The sequence below is a fragment of the Leptospira sp. B5-022 genome (assembly GCF_000347035.1).
Lineage (GTDB): Bacteria > Spirochaetota > Leptospiria > Leptospirales > Leptospiraceae > Leptospira_B > Leptospira_B cinconiae.
In genome coordinates, this window is the sequence record NZ_ANIJ01000025.1 from 121,762 (window position 1) to 138,522 (window position 16,761).

18 protein-coding genes are annotated in these 16,761 nt (G+C 42.2%); 4 read left to right on the top strand and 14 right to left on the bottom strand.

Going from position 1 to position 16,761, the window contains the following annotated elements:
• Positions 1-5: 5 nt before the first annotated feature.
• From LEP1GSC192_RS12850 to LEP1GSC192_RS12875, 6 genes are all read right to left on the bottom strand, one after another.
• Positions 6-614: a rhomboid family intramembrane serine protease gene (locus tag LEP1GSC192_RS12850; RefSeq protein WP_036090085.1), complete on the bottom strand. Its 609-nt coding sequence runs from the start codon at positions 612-614 to the stop codon at positions 6-8.
• Positions 611-2,608 (bottom strand): excinuclease ABC subunit UvrB, encoded by a 1,998-nt coding sequence (uvrB, locus tag LEP1GSC192_RS12855; protein ID WP_020770392.1) that lies wholly within the window; start codon positions 2,606-2,608, stop codon positions 611-613. The genes LEP1GSC192_RS12850 and uvrB overlap by 4 nt, the downstream gene beginning before the upstream one ends.
• A 60-nt stretch (positions 2,609-2,668) precedes the next feature.
• On the bottom strand, positions 2,669-3,340 hold the full coding sequence (locus tag LEP1GSC192_RS12860) for an ATP-binding protein (protein WP_369750187.1): 672 nt from the start codon (positions 3,338-3,340) through the stop codon (positions 2,669-2,671).
• A 67-nt stretch (positions 3,341-3,407) separates the two neighbouring features.
• Positions 3,408-3,869 carry a tRNA (cytidine(34)-2'-O)-methyltransferase gene (locus tag LEP1GSC192_RS12865; RefSeq protein WP_020770531.1) on the bottom strand — a complete coding sequence of 154 codons (462 nt, stop codon included), beginning with the start codon at positions 3,867-3,869 and terminating at the stop codon, positions 3,408-3,410.
• A complete protein-coding gene (locus tag LEP1GSC192_RS12870) occupies positions 3,870-5,018 on the bottom strand; it encodes a S1 RNA-binding domain-containing protein (RefSeq protein WP_020770346.1) in 1,149 nt (382 codons plus the stop codon). It lies immediately after the preceding gene.
• Entirely contained in the window at positions 5,015-6,370 is a 1,356-nt protein-coding gene (locus LEP1GSC192_RS12875; RefSeq protein ID WP_020770414.1) for a hypothetical protein, read from the bottom strand. The genes LEP1GSC192_RS12870 and LEP1GSC192_RS12875 overlap by 4 nt, the downstream gene beginning before the upstream one ends.
• 26 nt (positions 6,371-6,396) lie before the next feature.
• On the opposite strand from LEP1GSC192_RS12875, the gene LEP1GSC192_RS12880 reads away from it, so the two are divergent.
• Entirely contained in the window at positions 6,397-7,089 is a 693-nt protein-coding gene (locus tag LEP1GSC192_RS12880; RefSeq protein ID WP_020770421.1) for a hypothetical protein, read from the top strand.
• Positions 7,090-7,857: a glycosyltransferase family 2 protein gene (locus LEP1GSC192_RS12885; RefSeq protein ID WP_020770482.1), complete on the top strand. Its 768-nt coding sequence runs from the start codon at positions 7,090-7,092 to the stop codon at positions 7,855-7,857.
• Positions 7,858-8,036: 179 nt separating this feature from the next.
• Here the strand turns inward: LEP1GSC192_RS12885 and LEP1GSC192_RS12890 are convergent, their stop codons facing one another.
• Positions 8,037-8,429: a hypothetical protein gene (locus LEP1GSC192_RS12890; protein ID WP_036090145.1), complete on the bottom strand. Its 393-nt coding sequence runs from the start codon at positions 8,427-8,429 to the stop codon at positions 8,037-8,039.
• Between the two features lie 67 nt (positions 8,430-8,496).
• On the opposite strand from LEP1GSC192_RS12890, the gene aroE reads away from it, so the two are divergent.
• Positions 8,497-9,363, top strand: a complete 867-nt coding sequence (gene aroE, locus LEP1GSC192_RS12895) for a shikimate dehydrogenase (RefSeq protein ID WP_020770437.1) — start codon at positions 8,497-8,499, stop codon at positions 9,361-9,363.
• Between the two features lie 21 nt (positions 9,364-9,384).
• On the top strand, positions 9,385-10,590 hold the full coding sequence (locus LEP1GSC192_RS12900; protein WP_020770351.1) for a glutamate ligase domain-containing protein: 1,206 nt from the start codon (positions 9,385-9,387) through the stop codon (positions 10,588-10,590).
• 40 nt (positions 10,591-10,630) lie between these two features.
• Here the strand turns inward: LEP1GSC192_RS12900 and LEP1GSC192_RS12905 are convergent, their stop codons facing one another.
• Genes LEP1GSC192_RS12905 through LEP1GSC192_RS12935 form a run of 7 tightly spaced genes read right to left on the bottom strand, consistent with a single transcriptional unit; the run spans position 10,631 to position 16,713 of the window.
• The gene (locus LEP1GSC192_RS12905; protein ID WP_020770304.1) at positions 10,631-12,265 is read right to left on the bottom strand and encodes a PEGA domain-containing protein; all 1,635 of its coding nucleotides are present in this window, start codon (positions 12,263-12,265) and stop codon (positions 10,631-10,633) included.
• A complete protein-coding gene (locus LEP1GSC192_RS12910; protein WP_020770388.1) occupies positions 12,262-13,032 on the bottom strand; it encodes an ABC transporter permease in 771 nt (256 codons plus the stop codon). Before LEP1GSC192_RS12910 ends, LEP1GSC192_RS12905 begins: the two co-directional genes overlap by 4 nt.
• Entirely contained in the window at positions 13,029-13,931 is a 903-nt protein-coding gene (locus LEP1GSC192_RS12915) for an ABC transporter permease subunit (RefSeq protein ID WP_020770338.1), read from the bottom strand. The genes LEP1GSC192_RS12910 and LEP1GSC192_RS12915 overlap by 4 nt, the downstream gene beginning before the upstream one ends.
• A 12-nt stretch (positions 13,932-13,943) precedes the next feature.
• Positions 13,944-14,399 (bottom strand): PTS sugar transporter subunit IIA, encoded by a 456-nt coding sequence (locus LEP1GSC192_RS12920; protein ID WP_020770519.1) that lies wholly within the window; start codon positions 14,397-14,399, stop codon positions 13,944-13,946.
• On the bottom strand, positions 14,374-15,282 hold the full coding sequence (locus tag LEP1GSC192_RS12925) for a hypothetical protein (protein ID WP_020770477.1): 909 nt from the start codon (positions 15,280-15,282) through the stop codon (positions 14,374-14,376). The genes LEP1GSC192_RS12920 and LEP1GSC192_RS12925 overlap by 26 nt, the downstream gene beginning before the upstream one ends.
• Complete coding sequence (locus LEP1GSC192_RS12930; RefSeq protein WP_020770361.1) at positions 15,272-16,423, bottom strand: hypothetical protein; 1,152 nt, start codon at positions 16,421-16,423, stop codon at positions 15,272-15,274. The genes LEP1GSC192_RS12925 and LEP1GSC192_RS12930 overlap by 11 nt, the downstream gene beginning before the upstream one ends.
• A gap of 8 nt (positions 16,424-16,431) precedes the next feature.
• Positions 16,432-16,713 (bottom strand): hypothetical protein, encoded by a 282-nt coding sequence (locus LEP1GSC192_RS12935; RefSeq protein WP_010414765.1) that lies wholly within the window; start codon positions 16,711-16,713, stop codon positions 16,432-16,434.
• Positions 16,714-16,761 lie beyond the last annotated feature (48 nt).

The following is a 16,761-nucleotide window of genomic DNA, read 5'->3' on the forward strand; positions in this document are numbered from 1 at the left end:
ACGTCTTATAAAAATCCACCCAGCACGTATTGGATAAACGTAGTCAGAGAAGTCGGTTGTACTAATATGGCAACCGCAAGTCCGGTAAGCGCTCCGTAAAAATGTGCATCATGATTGATCCCATCCTGCCTGTTTTTGGATGCATAATAAGAATAGGCCAAATACAAGATCGCATATAAAGGTCCAGGTATCGGGATCGGTATAAAGAAAAAGAAAATTTTAGAATACGGATAAAATAAAATAGAAGCAAATACGATCCCGGACGTTCCGCCGGAAGCTCCAAGGCTTGCATAATTCGTATCCGCTTTATTTTTTTGGAAAGATACCAGATTTGCAATTAGGATACTAGCTAAGTATAACCCCATAAATCCCAATGGACCGAGCACTATATCCACATGCCTTCCGAAAAAGTACAGAGTCAGCATGTTAAAGAATAAATGGGAAAAATCCGCATGAACAAAACCGCTTGTGGCTAAGGTATAATAATTCCCTTCTTTAGAATCTCGGAAAGGTCTTAGGATCAATTTGTCTAAAAGATTTTGATCCACGTATAACGTGTAAAGACTGATAACCCCTGTGACAATTATTGTTATAAGTGTAATGTCTAATCTCATTTTTCCTCTATAGGATTCACTTTAATGGTAAGCATTTTGTCTCTGAGTAAAGCAGCTCTTTCGAAATCCAGTTCCTTGGCGGCTTTTAACATTTCTTCCCTGATCTTCTCTTTCATTTCCTCTTTAGAAGAGAAGTTTTTCTCCCTAAATTTCTTGTTGATCTCTTCCGCTGCTTGTTCTTCCGGAGCCAGTTCTTTTTCCGTTCGTTCGATCATATCGGCAATTTCCTTTTTGATCGTTTGCGGAGAGATCCTATATTTCAGGTTATGTTCCTCTTGAATTGCTCTTCTTCTTTTGGTCTCTTCTATGGCCTTGGTCATAGAATCCGTCATCTTATCCGCGTATAATATCGCAGTTCCGTTAATATTTCTCGCGGCCCTACCGATGGTCTGTATTAAGGATTTATAATTTCTTAAAAAACCTTCCTTGTCCGCGTCCAAAATAGCGACAAGAGAAACCTCGGGGAGATCCAATCCTTCCCTTAAAAGATTGATCCCTACCAGGACATCATATATTCCTTTCCTGAGATCCCGGATGATCTCCACCCTTTCCAAGGTATCCACTTCGGAATGGAGATAGGAAACTTTAAGCCCTAGTTCCTTATAATAGTCCGTTAAGTCTTCCGCCATCTTCTTGGTTAATGTGGTGACTAAGACCCTCTCTCCCAGTTCTATCCTTTTTCGGATCTCTACTAAAAGATCCTCTACCTGATTTTTCGTAGGTCGGACTTCTACGTTCGGGTCGAGAAGCCCCGTAGGACGAATGATCTGTTCTACTCTTGTTTTACTCTTCTCTAATTCGTATTCCGCAGGTGTAGCGGATACATAGAGTGTTTTCGGAGTTAACAATTCGAATTCCGTAAAGTTCAAAGGTCGATTATCAAGGGCAGAAGGTAATCTGAATCCGAAATCCACCAGAGTTTGTTTACGAGCCCTATCGCCGGCATACATTCCACCCACCTGAGGAATGGTAACATGAGACTCGTCCACTATAAGTAAAAAATCCCCGCGGAAATAGTCTATGAGACAAGCAGGTCTTTCTCCTTCTTTTCTTCCAGTGAGATGACGGGAATAATTTTCGATCCCGTTACAATAACCCATCTCTTGCAGCATTTCCATATCGTAATTCGTTCTGGATACGATACGCTGAGCTTCCAAAAACTTGTTCTCTTTGGTGAACTTGATCTCTTGTTCCGCCATCTCATCTTTAATTCTTTTTACGGCGTCCTTTATCAAAGGAGGCGACATGATGAAGTGTTTTGCAGGATAGATAAAACATTTTTCCTGTTTTGCAAGTACTTGAGCGGTAACCGGATGTATCCTGGAAATAGAATCCACTTCGTCTCCGAAAAATTCGATACGGAATGCATCCGTATGATAGGCAGGATAAACTTCGATTGAATCCCCTCTTACTCTGAAATTTCCCCGAGAGAAATCCGTATCATTACGATTATATTGTATATGCAGAAGTTTGCGGATGACCTGATCTCTGTCTATGATATCACCTTTTGTCAAAGCAACAACGGAGTTCACATATTCTTCCGGAGATCCTAAACCGTAAATACAAGAAACGGAGCTAACGATCACCACATCGTCTCTTTCCAGCAGAGAAGAAGTTGCCCGCAGTCGGAGTTTGTCAATTTCCTCGTTCATGGACATATCTTTTTCGATAAACGTATCGGAAGAAGGAACGTAAGCTTCCGGTTGGTAGTAATCGTAATAAGAAACGAAATATTCCACCGCATTTTCCGGGAAAAACTCCTTAAACTCTCGAAATAACTGCGCCGCCAAAGTTTTGTTATGCGACAGTACCAAGGTAGGAAGTCCCATATTCGCGATCACCTGGGCCATGGTGAACGTTTTTCCGGAACCGGTCACACCTACTAAGGTGACTTTATCCTCACCCTTTTTGAATGCTTGGCCAATTTTTTCTATAGCTTGGACCTGGTCCCCGGCAGCTTTATAGTTGGAATGGATTTTAAAAATTGAAGACATATTTTTGGAAAGAAAGACCCGAAAATCGAAGAAGTGTAAAACGTAAAAAAACTGAAAAATTTACTTCGGAAGGATTTTTTCGGCCATGAACAAGGCCTGTCTTTTATCCTCTAAGATCTCGAGATCCATTTTATCGAATAATTTTTGCATAACCATCATCCCTCTCATTAGAGTGGCTGTGGAAGAAAATTTTCCCCTTTCTATATCTTCTTCGATATTTAATTCTCTCAGGTTGTTCACCAGTCGGATCTTAAAAATTCCGTTTTTTTCGATTGAATAAGCGACTTCTACGTTTCCGCCGTCACCATATTTGACTGCATTCTCCACCGCTTCGATGGAGCCGATCGTCAGATCCACGATCATATCCTCGTCGATCCCGTTCCCTCTCAAGAAAGATTCCATTCTGCTTCTAACATATTGCATCGGTTGGAATTCGGTGCGGCCAAGTAGAAGGTATTCTTCTGTTTTGGAAGTTTTTTTACGTAGAGAAGATTCCGAAGAGAGAGTATATTCTCTGGGATCTAATTTACTTTTTGCGGCTTCTCCGGAAGTAACAAGCTCATCCAAAACTTTGGGAACCCAATCCGGAGAGAACATAGGCTCTTCTCTGAATTTTCGAAGAGTGTCCATACGGATCCACGCATGGAAATCCTGGGAATTACCTGTTAAACCGTTTGCTAGGAGTTCCCGAATTCGGGCTTGTATCTCTCCTAGGGAAAAGGACATTCCCATATTTTTCCATAGGACCGTTTTTTTCGAGGGGTGTAAATCCGATTTTTTCCGGAAGACAGTTTCCGATTCACCAACGTCGGATTTGCCGCAATGCTTCGTATGCGATTACAGCGACCGCGTTACTCAAATTCAAACACCTGCAATCTTCTTCCATCGGGATCCGAAGGATCCCATTAGGGATCTCTGATTGAAAAATTTCAGGAGGTAATCCGGAAGTTTCATTTCCGAACAAAAATACGTCATTCTCCCCATAATGAGGAGTTGTATAAGAAATTTTACCCTTAGTGGATATTAAATATAATTTGGAATCGGAAGGTAAAGATTTTGAGAAAGTTTCCCAACTAGGATGAAGGGTCAATTTTAGTTTATCCCAATAATCCAACCCTGCTCTTCTTGCTGCTTTTTCAGACAACTCGAAGGCAGGTTCTCCTACAATATGCAACTCCGCACCTAAGGCGACGCAGAGTCGGGCGATATTTCCCGTATTGGGAGGTATCTCCGGTCGATACAATGCGATCCGGAGTGCCATTTAACCTTTTTTCTGTCCCTTGTTTAAGGATTTTGCAAGAATAGCGCCGAAAGATCCGGTGGAAGAAGTCTCTTCCGAAAGATATCCACTATAATCCAATCTTTCCTGCACTTCTTTCGCTTTTACAAGGGAAAGTGAGATCTGTCTTTTTGTAGGATTCACTTCCGTTACGAAGGCAGAAACCGAATCACCGGTCTTGAAATGTTGTGCGGCAGGTGTACGATTTTGTAGTCCCGTTTCTCGATTGGGAACCAGTCCGGAAAAATGTTCATTCAATTTTACGAATACTCCGAAAGGTTTTACACTTTCTACCGTTCCGGTAACCAAATCTCCTTCCTTGAACGGAACATTTTGCGCCCAAGGATCTTTTAGAAAATCCTTAACTGTGAAACTATGTTTTTCTTCTTCCCAATCTAATTTTAGGACTTTAGCCCTAAGCACTTGCCCTGGATGGAATTCTTTGGAGAGATCGGCTCCTTTTTTGAAAGTGGCTTCGGAAGCAGGCACAAGTGCTGTAAGTCCGTCCGCTTCCACGATCAATCCGAAGGTATGAACGGATTTGACCTTACAAGTGACGAACATGCCAGGCTTCAATTCGCCTTTCAGGACGGAAATTTTGGCCTCTCTTTCCTTATCCGCGATTTTCTTTTGGGAAACGATGATCTTTCCCTTATTCCCGACTTCTGAGATCAAAAAGCGGACCCTTTTGCCAACTCCGTTGTTTTGTTTTTTGAGTTCCGGATCCAATTGGGAGAATGGACAGAAGCCTGTAAGTTCGCCTAACTTGACCTCTACGCCTGCTTCATTCTCTCCGATGATATGACCTAAGACCGGAATTTCGGCGTGATGAGCCACCGATACCATATCTTTGGAGATTGTGTCCCCGTTCAAACAAGTGGTGAAGTATTGGTCTCCGGAAGATTCCTGTAGGAAATAAGCCTCGATTGTCTCTCCCTGTTTCGGAGCTTCCGTAAATTCGTCAGAAGCGATAATACCTGAGAGTCCTGCTTCTTGGATCTTTATAAAAACGTAATCCGATTTGGAACTGGTGACTAACGCAGAAACTTTGGCTCCGGGCTCTAAGGCCGCTTTTTTTCGGAAACTTTCGTCCAGTAATTTTTGAAACAGTTCTTTTTGATCTTCTTTCATCGTCTCTGCCCCTTAGTTTTCTTTTTTTCCGGAGAAGAGATTTCCGTTTTCACTCTCTCCGTCACGACCGTTCTTAATGTTTTTAGTTTATCCCAATTCTGGAGAGGGTCTTCTCTAAAAATCAAAAGATGAGCCGGTTTTCCGACTCGGATCTTCCCCTCATGAGCCGCCCCCAAATACTGGCAGGTGGTTTCCGTCGCCGCTCTCAAGGCTTCTTTAGGTCCCAGAAGTTCGGATAAAATTCTAAGTTCCTTCCAGCCGGAAATCCCAGGGAACTGTAATTGGTGACCTGCACCGGAACCGAGTAAGATCCTTAGGGACAGATTTTTGCGAGCTCTCAAGAAAGCAAGATAGGATTCGTATTCCTTCTCCGCTTCCTCTCGTTCCGATTCGGAAAGTCCTGGTATAGTAGAAAGTACTTCTTTAGACAGCGCTCTTTCCCTAAAAGTCGGGCTCCATTGGGTCCATTTTTCCCATTCTTCCACAAAAGAAGAAGTACCTATTCCCTTTCTTGTAAAATAGATCCCGAAAAGTGGAGCCCAAATCTGTTTCACCAAATTATGAGCCACGGGACGAATGGAAGAAGTTTCCGGGATAGGATGATAGAGCACCTTCGTTTCGGAAGACAAAGCTTCCCAATTTGCAAATTCCTCTCCGAAGGTGGAGACGGATAATTCCAATCCATTCTTCTCCGCTTCACTTCTCATTCGATAGAGAAGTTTTCCATCCACTTCGAAAGTTTCTCCTTCGTTATGCCGTAAGAATACATGGATCTTTCCTTTTTTGCCGGAGAGAGAAGACATCGCTTCTTCAGGTGATTTCAGGATCTTATAGCCGGAAGCTTTAGATCCGGAAATTTCTTTGGACTCGGCAATTAAAACCGGAGCAAGAACCGAGATACTCGGATACTGAGAATTCTTTTTTCGGATCAGGGAAAGTTCGCCGGCCCAGGGAGGATCCGCAATACTCTGGATATGCGTGAACCCATGTAGCAGAAATTGTTTCAGATCGGATTCCAATTCCGAACGTTCTTTCCAACCACCGAGTGAATTTGCCCCTAAGGTTACGTGAGAATCACAAAACCCTGGTAAAATGAACAGAGGATCTTTGGAGGAAGGAGAAGAAGATATTTTCTCTACTAGGCCGTCTTTGACCTGGATCTGAACCGGACCGGAATATTCCAACGTTTCGGGTTGGACCAAATAAACTCCGCTCCATGACCAGGAATCCGCGTGAATGTTCCCGGAAAAAACAAGGCTCCCTAAAATGTAGGGGAAGAATTTCGGCAAAATTCGGACCCAATTAGAACGGACCTTTTTTAAAGCTATTAGAATGAGTCTCTTGACAAACAAATCGAGTTCCGAAAAGTTCAAGGTTAATGGGTCAGGAAATCCGGGATATATCAGACAATATCCGGCTTACGGTGGAGGACGGAAGAATCCTCTCTCTAAAGACCCATCGGATCACCAGATCGGTCGAGGAACATATCCAGCAGGCGATCGAGCTCATCTTGGATAAGGTCACTTATCCCACCCTTGTTCCAACGATTTACACTATCGTAAAAGAATTATCGATCAATGCCTGCAAGGCAAATCAAAAAAGGATCTTCTTCGAGGAAAAAGGCTACGATATTGAAAATCCGATCCAGTACAAAAAAGGAGTCTCCGAATATAAGGAATTATTTTCCGAAAGTATGGCGGAAGAATACGGAAACAAATCCAAAAAAAAAGGATATTTCTGTCTGATCACCTTCGACTATTCCATGGACGGAATTCGGATCGAGGTAACAAACAACACACCGGTGACCATTGAAGAAGAAAAATCCCTTCGTGAAAAATTAGAAAAAGGAATGCAGTACGGAGACATCGCCCAATTCTATTTAGATAACGCCGACAATACGGAAGGAGCGGGACTCGGACTTGCACTCATATTAATCATGTTGAAAGGAGAAGGTATCGATCCTTCCTATTTTAGGATCATCATCCGAAAAGACGTTACCATCGCCAGATTGGAAGTTCCTCTTTCGTCTAATTTTAAATCCGTTAGAGATCAGGATTTTTCCCGCGCTTAGATGTACCCAATCTCAGCCTGTATCATCACATTAAACGAAGAAGATAATATCGAAAGATGTCTGTCTTCCCTAGATTTCGTAAACGAGATCATAGTATTGGATTCAGGTTCCATGGATAAAACGGAAAGTATCGCGAAACAAAAGGGAGCCAAAGTTGTTCTCCGGAAATTCGACGACTACGTGTCCCAAAAAAACCATGTCATATCTTTAGCAGTGAATCCTTGGATACTCACTCTGGATGCAGACGAAGAACTTTCTCCGGGACTAAAAGAAGAGATCAAAAACTTATTTAAGAACGGTGAACCGGAAGAAGACGGGTTCTTGATCCCGAGACTTACGATGTACATGGGAAAATGGATCCGGCACGGAGGCTGGTATCCGAATTATAGGGCCAGGTTATTCTTAAGATCCAAAGGAAAATTCGTGGGTGGAAAGGTCCACGAAGCGGTGGAATTGTCCGGAAAGAGGAAGAAGTTAAAACATCCCGTATTCCATTATTCCTACGAAAATTTATTCGATCATGTGAACTTTATCAATCGATATTCCGAACTTGCAGCCGCGGAAAAATTCGGAAAAGGAAAAAGAACCGGTCTGTTCTTAGCTTTATTAGAAGCAGGATACAAATCCTTTTGGATGTATTTTGTGAGACTCGGGTTTTTGGACGGCAGAAGGGGATTGATCCTCGCGATCATGGGATTCTATTATAATTTTCTAAAATACACCAAAGTATTCGAAATGTCTTTGGCGGAAAAAGAAAAGAAGAAATAAAGACGACGATTCCTACTTTCGTAGTGCCGCAACTTTGCGACACTGCGCGGAAAAAGGAAAAGCCCGGATCTGGATGCGACAGCGATCGTAGCGGAAATCCGGCAATGCGCCGTTTATGGCGCTTTGCTGATTGGAGCGAAGAGCGCGATCACGAGCAAAGCGAGTGAGTCGCCCGTAAATTAATCCCTACGTTCTTTATTATGATTGATACGGTTCATGATATAGAGCATGGAGTATCCGCCCAAAAGTACCGCGATCAAATTCACATTGGCAACCTGGTAGATTCCGATCTTAGGCGAGATTAACCAATACACCACTTCTCGGATTAGGTCTTGGAAGATAGAAAGAATGATCAACGACCCCAGAATAGCGACTAAAAACGCCACCCAGTAACCGCCTAAAAGATCCTTTCTTTTATAATAATAAAAATACCAGGCTAAACCGCCGCTAATGGACAGAACAAACAGTATATCCGTGAATGTCGTCCACCAACCCGAAGAAGAAGCTAAAACTAAAAAGGGTTGAGTGCCGAGTAAAGGGAGAAAATCGTTGAGCGAGGCCAGGATTCCCATCTGCATTACAGGTTTTCCGGGTTTTCGGATAAAGTCGAGAATTTTAGTAAAAAAGAAGCGGAACCCATTGAAAATCTTTCGAGACAGCTCAAAATACTTCGGGATCGTAGGCCGACCCTTATCTCATACCCTCTCACCTCTATTACATACTTCATGGTATGAAGACCTAAGTCTGGACTGCGGATATTTGGTTTTTCCTGTGGAAACTTTGGAAAAAAAGGAACTTCTTTCTTTGTCCAAGTTCGGAGTAAGAGGTTTGTCCGTAACCATTCCTCATAAAGAGATTGCTTTTCTACTCGCAGATAAAACCGACGAGACCTCTCAAGCGGTCAAAGCCAGTAATACTTTAATTTTCGAGAACGGATCGATTAGCGCGCATAATACGGACGGAATAGGCGCAGTCCGGTCCGTGAAAGAATCTTTTCCGGAAAGTTTAAAAGGAAAAGTATTATTGATCGGAAGCGGTGGAAGTGCTCGCGGAATTTCTTTCACACTATTGAAAGAAGCAGGAGCAAAAGATCTTACTATCGCTGCAAGAAATCCCAAAACTTCGGAGGAATTGATCGGCTTACTATCCAAGACTTCGTCCGCAAAGATCCAATCCAAGGATCTAAACGAAGTACAAAAGGATTTTTCGGAATATTCTCTCATCATTCATACAACTCCGCTTGGAATGAAAGGAAAAGATCCGGGACCCGCTATCCCTGAGTCTTGTTTTGTAGAAGGTCAAATCGTATTCGATATAGTCTATAACCCTCTGGAAACTCCTTTGGTTTTAGGGGCCAAGAAGAAGGGCGCCAAGATCGTGCCTGGAACGGATATGTTACTCTACCAAGCGGTAGAACAATTCAGATTATTCACCGGCGTAAATTTAAGTACCGACCTAATCGAAAAGGGAAGGTCCAGGCTGTTAAATGCTCTCGGATACACCTGAAAGAATATTAGAAATACTTAAATGTCTATCCCAGATTTTTTAGAATTCGGATCCAAATTAACCAATTTAGAGAAGACTAGAAATTTTAACGTTTTTGGGGATTATTCCTTAGATCCGTTCCGTAAACTAATAGACTCCCATGGCTGGAGAGATCGAAAGAAAGAAAGGCTTAGGATCTCTGTCGTCGGAACGAACGGAAAAGGTTCCGTTTCCCATTTTTTAGCGGGAAGTTTTTCAAATTTGGGATACGGAACAGGTCTTTATACTTCTCCTCATCTATTCGATCCGAAAGAAAGGATCAGAATCGGCCCGAATTTCGATCCTATCGACCAAGAAGATCTAAAAGAGATCTCTAATATTCTATTTACGGAAAGTACTTCGGAGGAACTTTCCTTTCTCTCCTGGTTCGAATGGTTTACACTTGGATCTTTCGTTTTATTCGAAAAAAAGGACATCGCGGTCCAAATATACGAAGCGGGCTTAGGCGGAAGATTAGACGCCACAAAAGTGGCGGAACCGGACATACTAGTTATATGCGCTATCGGAGAAGATCATAAGGCGGTTTTAGGAAATACAAAAGAAGCGATCTTAAAGGAAAAATTAGGGATCGTATCCGAAAGAACGAAGATCGTATTCGCATTAGAACCGGAACCGTCTCAGTTAAAAATACTAAAAGAGTTTTGTTCCGAAAAGAATTTGTATCTCCATCTTTTTCCTTCTTTGCCGGAAGGAAAATCCTATCTGGATCATAATCAAGAATACGTAAAGTTTATTGTAGAGAACCTACAGGGATATATCTCTAAGAAGTTATCCTCTTTGGAAAAGACGGAACAAGTAATTTTTAGACCCCTGCCCCTTCCTCCAGGCAGGTTGGAGACCATATCGGATCTTCCCTTCATCGTATTCGATCCTGCACATAATCCGGATGCAATCCGAGTCACACTTGCGTCTTTATCTTCCGCATTTCCAGGTAAAAGGTTTTCTATACTCGCCGGATTTTTACCGGACAAAGAAGGAGAATCTATGGCGGAAAAACTTTTTGATTATACAAAAATACAGAATACAAATTTGTATTTTTTAGATTCCAAAGAATTCAAACTTCCGGAAGGATATGGATCTTATTCGGTCCTTCCGGAAAAACTTTCGGAGATCCTAAAACCTATACGGAACGCAGAAGGCCTCCTTGTCTTAGGAAGTTTTAGACTATATTCTTATATCAAAGCTTAAATATTTTGGCCGATACGCCAAAGAACTCCGGAAAGATCTATCAGAATCGCATATTAAATTTTGCGTAAGACTCGGTTTCATACTGTCCTTCCAAACCTCTTACGAATGTCGGCATGGTTTTGACGGGTGCCACACCTACCTCTAATGTTTCGGAATCCAATCCAAGAGCGTAGAATGTCGCAGACAAGATCAGCATTGTTCCGATCCCGTACAACATGAGTCCGCCTTGGATCCCTTGGTTTCTTCCGAATCTTCCGGAAATAGATCTGAAATAATCGGATTTATCTTTTGCATCGTTATAGATACTTTCCTGATAGAAATAAGAAAGTGCGAATGTCTGTAAATTAGGAGAAGATTGCTGCAATTCCTGGAGAGCCGCAAAATTTGTGATCTGGACCATGGGCCTTACGTTTTCCAGGGCCTGATTCGCTCTCAAATTGAAATAATAATATCCGGCATAAAAGAACAAACTTCCGTAAAGTGAATAGATCGCAAAGTCATCGTAGGTATGGTCTAAGAATAAATACTTTTTGTTTTTATAATAGGAAACGGATTCGCCTTCTTTCAGTTTGACCTTGATTTCCGATACTTCTCCTTTTTTGATCTCCACTCCTTTAAATTGGTCCACATGCTCGTCTAAAACGAATCTTAATCTGTTCCAACCGATTTTGGCAGGAACTTTTACGAGTGGAGTCACCCCTAAATATTCCGAACCTAAATACACCTTAGCTCCTTGTGGGTCGGAATCTAGGGAAAGAAAGCCTTCTTTTTTATCTTTTTCTAATACGATATCCAGATCTTTAGAATTTTCTCTCAGATCCACTTGGCCGATCCAATCAGAATATCCGTTCTTAGTGATCCGGATATCGTGTATCCCGGCAAGAACATCATTTCTTTTTAAAGGGGTTTTACCTATGTAATTCCCGTCCAAGAAGACTAAAGAATCATACTGGGTCCCGGTTTTAACGGAGAGCACTTTAGTATGTTTTCCTAAAAGTGTTTTGCGGATCTCTTCGATCACCGGACCTAATTCCTGATATGATCGCCTAATACTTGTTTTGTGGGAGAATTCTTTCTTAGATCCGTCTTTGGAAGATCTCAATCGGATATTGATCCGGAGCTCTTCTCCCTTCTTCTCAAATTCTCCGTAAGTGGAATAAAAACAATCGTATTTTCGGGAGACTGGAATGATAAATCCTTCGTCAGGAGCTGTTTCCGTTTCGTAAGGTTGGACTTTTAAGATCAAATATCTAGGATCTTTGGATACGTTTAAAGAAAGTTCTCCCTTCTTTAATTTTTCAAGTCCTGCATAATCCCATTCTCCTTCTTTTAGATTCGGTTTCACCCCGGAAGGATTTGGACCAAAAGCATGTTGTATAGACTTAGGGTAAAGAGATTCGTCGTAAATTTGAACTAAAGATTTCAGACCCGAATATAGAACAGATGCATAACCGGAGGAGTAAAAATCCAGAGAGGCATCTCCGGATAAATTCCGGAGAGGAAAAATACAAAGTTTTCTTTCCTTCTCAAATTGGATCTTTTCGGGAGAAGAATATTCAGAAATACGATAATAATCGTTTATCCCGGTCCCAAATATTGGAAATCCAACAAACAAAGGAGCTAAACAAATCAGTAAAATACAGGCGGGTATTTTTCGGAAGAACAACAATTTCAAGATCGTTTTCCTCCCACCGTCATTACTAAACCTAAAATTCCTAATGTAGGAAAAACCAAAGACCAAGGAGCATTCTGCGCGTAATCCTTTGAAAATGCAATTTGTTCCCCTAAACCGGGCCCGAAAACTTCACCTCCCGCTGAAATCCCTAAAAATCCGAATATTGCAAGTGTCATCACAACTGCAGGAAGTCCCGTAAACAAAAGTGCTCTCAATATTTGGAACGCTTGGGGAAGAAGATGGGCCCTAAAAATATAAGATTTACTCGCACCAAAACAAGAAGCGGCTAACGCATAACCGCTTGTGCTTACCTCGTCGATTTTGGCCCGAACCGTCTCATAAGCTTGTGCCCAATCTCCTAGAACGATCGCTAAAAACAAAGGGATCGGTCCCGCACCGAATACTTGGACAACAAGCAACGCCAAGAGTAAAGAAGGAAGAGAAACAAATACGGAAGACAAGGGAGAGAATACATTCCTTTTAAAGAATGGACTTGTATAGGAAACGAGACCGATTAGGGAAGCCACGACCAAGGTAAGGACTCTTGCAGGAAAAGCGAATAAGAAAGTAGCCAAACTTCCGTAAGCGAACATCGAGAGCACGTCTCTTCCCAATCTATCCTTACCGAATGGAAAATCCAAAGACGGAGGGAGAAAAGACTCTTTTAAATTCAATTCAGTAGGAGCGGACTTGAATAATATTCCAAATATTACTAAAACTAAATATAGGGAGATCACTCCGTAACGAAGCAGGTTTGAAGTTTTCAAGCTGCACCTGCCTCCCAACCCAAAAGTCTATCTCTTACTCTTTCCGAGACTCTGGTCAGAATATAGAATACCGTTCCGCTATAGAATAAAAGAGCGGAGAGTAATGCGGAATCCATGGTCCTTATCGCATGGTACATGGACTTTCCGATCCCGGGGAAAAAAAAGATCTCTTCCACAACGATTGCGCCTGAAAGTAAAGAACTCAAATCCAATAAGATCAAGATAAGAAGTACGGGGCAAACTTTCAGAAGAATATGTCGGAACAATATTCGATTTTCTGAATATCCTCTCGCCTTCAAAACGTTCGTATAAGCCGATTTTTTTTCAGTACCGGCCAGTTGGTGGGCAAAAATAAAAAGTCTGGCAAACACTCTGGAACCAAGAGCGACTCCAGGCAAGATCACATAAGCGGTATTCCAAGGCTCATATCCTCCGGGAGGAAGCCAGCCCAGTATCAGAAAAAAGAATACCAATAGAAAAACGGAAACTACAAATACTGGGGTGGATAAGATAACTTGACTGATAAATCCGAAAACTTCTCCCACCAAACTCCACCGAGGAAGAAAAGAGACCAAGGCTAAGAAAACGGAAAAGAAGGTCCCCGTTAAAACCGCAAATCCGGCTAAATGTAAAGTGGGCCAAAATCTGGAGAGTATATGAGAAAGGACCGGATCCCCGGATTCGGTTTCGCCCAGATCGAAATTGACCAAACCTTTCCAAAATTTTAGATATTCTTTCGTAAAATCTGTGTTAGGCGATCTCTCCGCGGAATCCTGGACCTGGATCCCGGAATCCGCCTCTAAAAATTCCTTATTCAAGGATCTGAGCTGGGAAAAAAATACGGAAATCGCGGAAAGGAAAACCGCAAAGATCAAAAAGCGTTTCGCTTCTTCTAACAAACTTCCACCCTCTCAAGCAGAGAAAGCTTTTCGGATCTCTTCGAAATTTCTGGAAAGGATCAGTTTTTCGCGATCCTCTTTTACATTGAGGGTTTTTGCGATCTGCGCCAGGGTTTTGATATGTTCTTGGAATTTAGATTTGGGAACGATCAGAAGGATAAAGATATGAACGGGAAGATGGTCGATTGCATCGAAATCGATACCCTTTCGTGAAAGGCCCATCACACATTTGAGCTCATCTACCAGATTGACCGAACAATGCGGGATCGCAACCCCGCTTCCAATACCTGTAGACATGGATTTTTCTCTCGCCATAAGAGATTCGTACACAAGGTCCCTGTCGTCTCTAGCAATAAGTGTCGAGTCGACGGCCTTCTGGAGAAGTTGATTGATCACTTCTTCCTTAGAGGAACCTTCTATTTCAAAAATTACAGTCTCTGGCTTAAGTAAAGCGAGGAGCTGGTTCATTCTTCTCTGTCCTATCTCCTAGGAAAATACGAATCAGGATGGATTCAATGAAAAAAAACGATGAGACCCACAGGAATGTAGGAACCAAGGCGGGCGGAAGGAAAAAAATTGCCAACCCCAAAGGTGCCAAACTCAAAAAAGAAAGAGGCAAAAGTGAGCCTGTATTTCTTCCCGGTAAATTTAGAAGTAAAATGAAGGAAAAGGTTCCAAGCCATACCGGTCCGGAAACTGTTTCCCAACCTGGGATCTTAGATAAATGGAACCAAACGGAAAGTAAGACCGCAAATCCCAAAGGTAATAATAGAGCCAAACTACTTCTTAATAATAAAGGTACTGCCAGAAGTATCCCGAATCCACCACAAGCTTCCAAGGGAGAATATCTAAAACCAGACAAGGTACCTTCCGTAAAAAACCCGGGGGTATATATATCAGGGTAAGAAATTCCTCTAAACACGGAAGAAGATTCGGAAGCCCAGCTGTCTACCCCTGGCAAAAGATAGAATATTAGAAAAAGCAAAAATTGTACTAATGCTAAAGGGAAGCGGATCTTAAATTTCTGTTCCAGGATCCACCAAAGACCCAATCCAATCCCGAGAGCAAGAACCGCATGTAAAGCGTATCTTGGATCTCTGGGAAGAAGAAGAGCAAAACTCAACGTATGATTTACCCAATATAACGGGTAGGACTTCCCACCTGTGAGAAGAAAGTAGGCAGCCGCTCCGAATACAAGTCCGAAACCCGCAGGAACGATCGGATAATAAGATCCGCCGGAACCTAAAACCAAAAGGCCCATCGCTAAAAATGCGAAAAGAATATCGGGCAGAAGAAGGTCCTTTCTTCTGAAAAAACCGTTTTGAGTCGAAAGAACATAACTAAAAGCCATGATTCGCCTCCTTCCAGGTCCGGATTCGAACCCTTAAAGAAATGGTAGAAGGACAAAGAAATGTGCAGATCCCGCACTCCATACAAAGAGAAGAATTAAAATTGCCGAAACTGGAAACCAGGGCCATAGGATTTGCCTGGGTAGGACAATTATAAGAGCATTCTCCGCATTCTACACATGGGAATTCCCTTCTCCCCGAATCATGTTTTGTCAAAAACACTAAGGAATAATTCTGTCTAATATCCCAATAGAATCCTTTTTTGATATCTCTGACCGGATTTTTTTCGTAAAAGGAATTTAGAGTGAAGTTGGAATACTTGGGGCCGTATTCTTCGAATAAAAATTTCAGGCTCTGTCCGTTTCGGATACGAACGGTAGAATCCGCTTTTCTAAGCCCTCCGTTCTTCCCTAAAAAATAAAGAGCGATCTCTCTTTCTATAAAAGGAAAATCGGCGAATAATGCTCTATAAAGATTATATAATGTTTCCGGGCCTAAATATAAAATTTCCTTAATTTTAGAAAAAGACAATTTTTCGGTTTGGGATACGAAATACTCCGGAATTCCCCAAGGGTATGCGTAATTTTTAACGGGAGATTTTAGAGCGACAATATAATCCCTGATCTGAGCTTCCGGAAAAAGAGATCTTAAAACTTCTAAGAAACGAGTATGACATTCTGCGTTCCTTCTTAACTCGGGAAGATAGTCCACGTCTTGGGTCCTGGTGAATGGAGCTAAGATAATAAGCTTAGTGGTTTGTCTGGATTTGAAATAGGATAAAAGAGAATGTTCGGGGAAATCCAGACTGACCAAACCGAGTCGGTCCATCGGCTCCAGTGTTTCTTCTTTTTTTAGAACTTTTGGGATCCAAGGTTTGGAACCAATAAAGTTTCCATCTTGTACGATACGGATCTTGGAACCTTCTTCGCTATGTTCTAAAGACGCGATCCCGTTTACAGGAGAGAGAACTGAACCTGAAGATTGTTTGTAGAGAGGATCTCCTACACTTACCCGGACTGGAAAATCCTTAAGTAATAAGGCGTCTTTGTCCGGGAAGAGGGTGTAGGGTTCGTCCAGGACCGTTTTGCGATTTCCCGTTTCTTTTACGGTCCTGGGTTGGAGGAGGAACGGTTTGGAGAACAATGCCCTTTTTAGTTAGGCGACTTCACCATGTAGATTTCGTCTTTAATGGGAAGTTCTTTCTTTAAATTTTTGATATAAGGAAGGATTTCTCCCATCGGCTCGTAGAATTCGCAATCAGTCTGCATACGGCGAGCCACAGTGAAGTATTTGTATAACTTCTCTTCGCCGGAACGTTTGGACCATTTTTTCTTGGTACATTTGACCCGGAGGATGTATTTGTCCGCCTCGGATTCATACTGTCTGACGGTTACACAATGCAGGCAGTTGGCGCAATAGACTTTCTCACTCATCGGTTATCCTGTTTCCTGGGGTATTTGACAGATTTAGGCGAGGGTACA

Coding starts and splice junctions, on each gene's coding strand:
- LEP1GSC192_RS12890 (WP_036090145.1), bottom strand. CDS start 8,429: ATGGGAATCCTGGCCTCGCTCAACGATTTTCTCCCTTTACTCGGCACT.
- LEP1GSC192_RS12900 (WP_020770351.1), top strand. CDS start 9,385: ATGTCTATCCCAGATTTTTTAGAATTCGGATCCAAATTAACCAATTTA.
- LEP1GSC192_RS12885 (WP_020770482.1), top strand. CDS start 7,090: ATGTACCCAATCTCAGCCTGTATCATCACATTAAACGAAGAAGATAAT.
- uvrB (WP_020770392.1), bottom strand. CDS start 2,608: ATGTCTTCAATTTTTAAAATCCATTCCAACTATAAAGCTGCCGGGGAC.
- LEP1GSC192_RS12870 (WP_020770346.1), bottom strand. CDS start 5,018: ATGAAAGAAGATCAAAAAGAACTGTTTCAAAAATTACTGGACGAAAGT.
- LEP1GSC192_RS12860 (WP_369750187.1), bottom strand. CDS start 3,340: ATGGGAATGTCCTTTTCCCTAGGAGAGATACAAGCCCGAATTCGGGAA.
- LEP1GSC192_RS12920 (WP_020770519.1), bottom strand. CDS start 14,399: ATGAACCAGCTCCTCGCTTTACTTAAGCCAGAGACTGTAATTTTTGAA.
- LEP1GSC192_RS12850 (WP_036090085.1), bottom strand. CDS start 614: ATGAGATTAGACATTACACTTATAACAATAATTGTCACAGGGGTTATC.
- LEP1GSC192_RS12865 (WP_020770531.1), bottom strand. CDS start 3,869: ATGGCACTCCGGATCGCATTGTATCGACCGGAGATACCTCCCAATACG.
- LEP1GSC192_RS12925 (WP_020770477.1), bottom strand. CDS start 15,282: ATGGCTTTTAGTTATGTTCTTTCGACTCAAAACGGTTTTTTCAGAAGA.
- LEP1GSC192_RS12880 (WP_020770421.1), top strand. CDS start 6,397: ATGGGTCAGGAAATCCGGGATATATCAGACAATATCCGGCTTACGGTG.
- LEP1GSC192_RS12935 (WP_010414765.1), bottom strand. CDS start 16,713: ATGAGTGAGAAAGTCTATTGCGCCAACTGCCTGCATTGTGTAACCGTC.